We start from the raw sequence: 2647 nt of genomic DNA on the forward strand, positions 1-2647 counted from the left end.
GCCGCACTACGGCGGCATCGTGGAACGGATCATCGGCACGGCGATGCAGATGATCCACGACGAATTACCGGGGACGACCTTCTCCAATCCCGGCCAGCGCGGCGAGTACGATTCCGAGAAGATGGCCACCCTGACGCTGCGCGAGCTGGAGCGCTGGCTCGCGTTGGCGGTAGGCACCTATCACGGCTCCGTGCACAACGGCCTGCTCCAGCCGCCGGCCGCGCGCTGGGCCGAGGCCGTGGAGCGCGTTGGCGTCCCGGCCGTCGTTACCCGCCCCACCGCGTTTTTGGTCGATTTCCGGCTCTGTTGCAAAAATCGTGAAGCTTGAGCATGCTTGGCGGAGATTGGACGGACGGAACGATGACGGATTTCAAGTGGCGCCATTTCCAGGGTGATGTGATCCTGTGGGCGGTGCGCTGGTATTGTCGCTATCCGATCAGCTATCGCGACCTTGAGGAAATGCTGGCGGAACGCGGCATTTCGGTCGACCATACGACGATCTATCGCTGGGTCCAGTGCTACGCCCCGGAGATGGAGAAGCGGCTGCGCTGGTTCTGGCGGCGTGGCTTTGATCCGAGCTGGCGCCTGGATGAAACCTACGTCAAGGTGCGGGGCAAGTGGACCTACCTGTACCGGGCAGTCGACAAGCGGGGCGACACGATCGATTTCTACCTGTCGCCGACCCGCAGCGCCAAGGCAGCGAAGCGGTTCCTGGGCAAGGCCCTGCGAGGCCTGAAGCACTGGGAAAAGCCTGCCACGCTCAATACCGACAAAGCGCCGAGCTATGGTGCAGCGATCACCGAATTGAAGCGCGAAGGAAAGCTGGACCGGGAGACGGCCCACCGGCAGGTGAAGTATCTCAATAACGTGATCGAGGCCGATCACGGAAAGCTCAAGATACTGATCAAGCCGGTGCGCGGTTTCAAATCGATCCCCACGGCCTATGCCACGATCAAGGGATTCGAAGTCATGCGAGCCCTGCGCAAAGGACAGGCTCGCCCCTGGTGCCTGCAGCCCGGCATCAGGGGCGAGGTGCGCCTTGTGGAGAGAGCTTTTGGCATTGGGCCCTCGGCGCTGACGGAGGCCATGGGCATGCTCAACCACCATTTCGCAGCAGCCGCCTGATCGGCGCAGAGCGACAGCCTACCTCTGACTGCCGCCAATCTTTGCAACAGAGCCCGCTGGCCGCCTCAGCCTGCCACCCCGTCCCGGATTAAGCCATCACGCAGCAGCCCGGTGAATAAGAGAGGATCAGCGACCTGAGAGTGTGGCTCCAAGACTTGTGCCGCCGCCGAAATTGCGGCGATTGCTGTGGGAACACCTGCAACAATCGCTACCTGGGTAAGAACGCCGAAAATCTGGTCTCGGGTTGCACCCGCGCGTACCGCAGTGGGGACATGAAATTTGATGACATCAATTCCCGTTGCGCCCAACGCCGCGCCGGCTGCGATGATAACGAGTTCCCGGGTTTTCAAATCCAAATCGGTGCGGCTGTATACATCGCCGAAGACCCACTCAATCACATAGCGACCAAAATCAGGCGAGCTATCCTTGAATCCATCAAGGTATGCCTCCGTGGGAATGCCGGTGACTGCGGCGAATGTAGCAGATCCCCTGGCGAAACGGTCCTTTGAGACCTCAGCAGGCAAAGCGACGCTGGAATTTACGACTGACATACCCTATCTCCTCGTTTGCACTGCACCGTGCAGTCTCCAAAGCATACATTGCACAGTGCAGTGCAGTCAAGGAAGGTGATGATCATCGTGAACGAAATTAGCCCGTCTTATTCATGAGGGCGGTGGATCGAAGCTGGCGAGCGTAGCGTAAAGCATTGATCTGGCTTAGGGATTGGGTGCTCACACCAACCTTCTTCACCCCATCGAGCCCGCCACGCCCGCCATGTCCGATCTTGACGCACTTCCGTTCGCGTTTCCATCCGTGAGAGCCAAGAAGCTCACAGCCGCCTTCGACGGCGGGCGCCTGACCTCGGACGGCGGCGTCCTGCTGCTGGCTCAGGCGGCCCGGCGGATGCGGATTGCCGACAAGCTCGCCGCGGTGATCCCGGACCGGCGCGATCCGAGCCGGATCGTGCACCCGCTGCCCGAGATCCTCCTGGCGCGCATCCTGGCCATCGCCTGCGGGTATGAGGACGCGGACGACCTCGACCACCTGCGCGCCGACCCCGCCTTCAAGCTCGCCTGCGGGCGCCTGCCCGAGAGCGGCGCGGACCTGATGAGCCAGCCCACCGTCTCGCGGCTGGAGAACACGCCGGACCTGCGCGACCTGATCCGGCTCGGGCGCGTGCTGGTCGACCTGTACTGCGCCAGCTACGCCGTGCCTCCAGCCGTCGCCCCACAAGGGGTTGCTGGCGAAACGGCCTTTGGCGTCCTTGACCATCACGAACCACACGGCCGCATCGGAACCCCAGACCACAGGGTTGCCAGTGGTCATGGCGCTGGTTTCGAGCTTGCGGATCTCTTTCACCAGCGTGGCGCCGTCCAAGAACTTGCCGGTCTTGCGGTAGTGCTCGGCCGAGGCCTTTAGTCGCCGGCCGTGACGGCCAGTGGCAGGACGAGGGCGCTGGCGAGCAGAGCGCCGGTGAGTGCGATTTTCATCGTGTTCTCCTTATATGCCTATGGAGATCAGA

General features: G+C 62.2%; 2 protein-coding genes and 3 pseudogenes. 3 read left to right on the top strand and 2 right to left on the bottom strand.

Going from position 1 to position 2647, the window contains the following annotated elements; translation table 11 throughout:
* Together GRX31_RS30285 and GRX31_RS30290 are read left to right on the top strand one after the other, a co-directional pair.
* Positions 1–298: pseudogene (locus GRX31_RS30285) on the top strand (Mu transposase C-terminal domain-containing protein); the annotation flags it as partial.
* Between the two features lie 62 nt (positions 299–360).
* Positions 361–1125 (top strand): IS6-like element IS6100 family transposase, encoded by a 765-nt coding sequence (locus GRX31_RS30290; RefSeq protein WP_001389365.1) that lies wholly within the window; start codon positions 361–363, stop codon positions 1123–1125.
* A 65-nt stretch (positions 1126–1190) separates the two neighbouring features.
* Here GRX31_RS30290 and GRX31_RS30295 read toward each other — a convergent pair whose 3' ends face one another.
* Complete coding sequence (locus GRX31_RS30295) at positions 1191–1676, bottom strand: carboxymuconolactone decarboxylase family protein (RefSeq protein WP_046941321.1); 486 nt, start codon at positions 1674–1676, stop codon at positions 1191–1193.
* Positions 1677–1899: 223 nt separating this feature from the next.
* On the opposite strand from GRX31_RS30295, the pseudogene GRX31_RS30300 reads away from it, so the two are divergent.
* Positions 1900–2343: pseudogene (locus GRX31_RS30300) on the top strand (transposase); the annotation flags it as partial.
* A 54-nt stretch (positions 2344–2397) separates the two neighbouring features.
* Here GRX31_RS30300 and GRX31_RS31000 read toward each other — a convergent pair.
* Positions 2398–2484 (bottom strand): annotated as a pseudogene (locus GRX31_RS31000) (hypothetical protein); the annotation flags it as partial.
* Positions 2485–2647: the final 163 nt, after the last annotated feature.

It is taken from the genome of Delftia sp. CH05 (genome assembly GCF_009827015.1).
Lineage (GTDB): Bacteria > Pseudomonadota > Gammaproteobacteria > Burkholderiales > Burkholderiaceae_C > Comamonas > Comamonas tsuruhatensis.

Coding starts and splice junctions, on each gene's coding strand:
- GRX31_RS30290 (WP_001389365.1), top strand. CDS start 361: ATGACGGATTTCAAGTGGCGCCATTTCCAGGGTGATGTGATCCTGTGG.
- GRX31_RS30295 (WP_046941321.1), bottom strand. CDS start 1,676: ATGTCAGTCGTAAATTCCAGCGTCGCTTTGCCTGCTGAGGTCTCAAAG.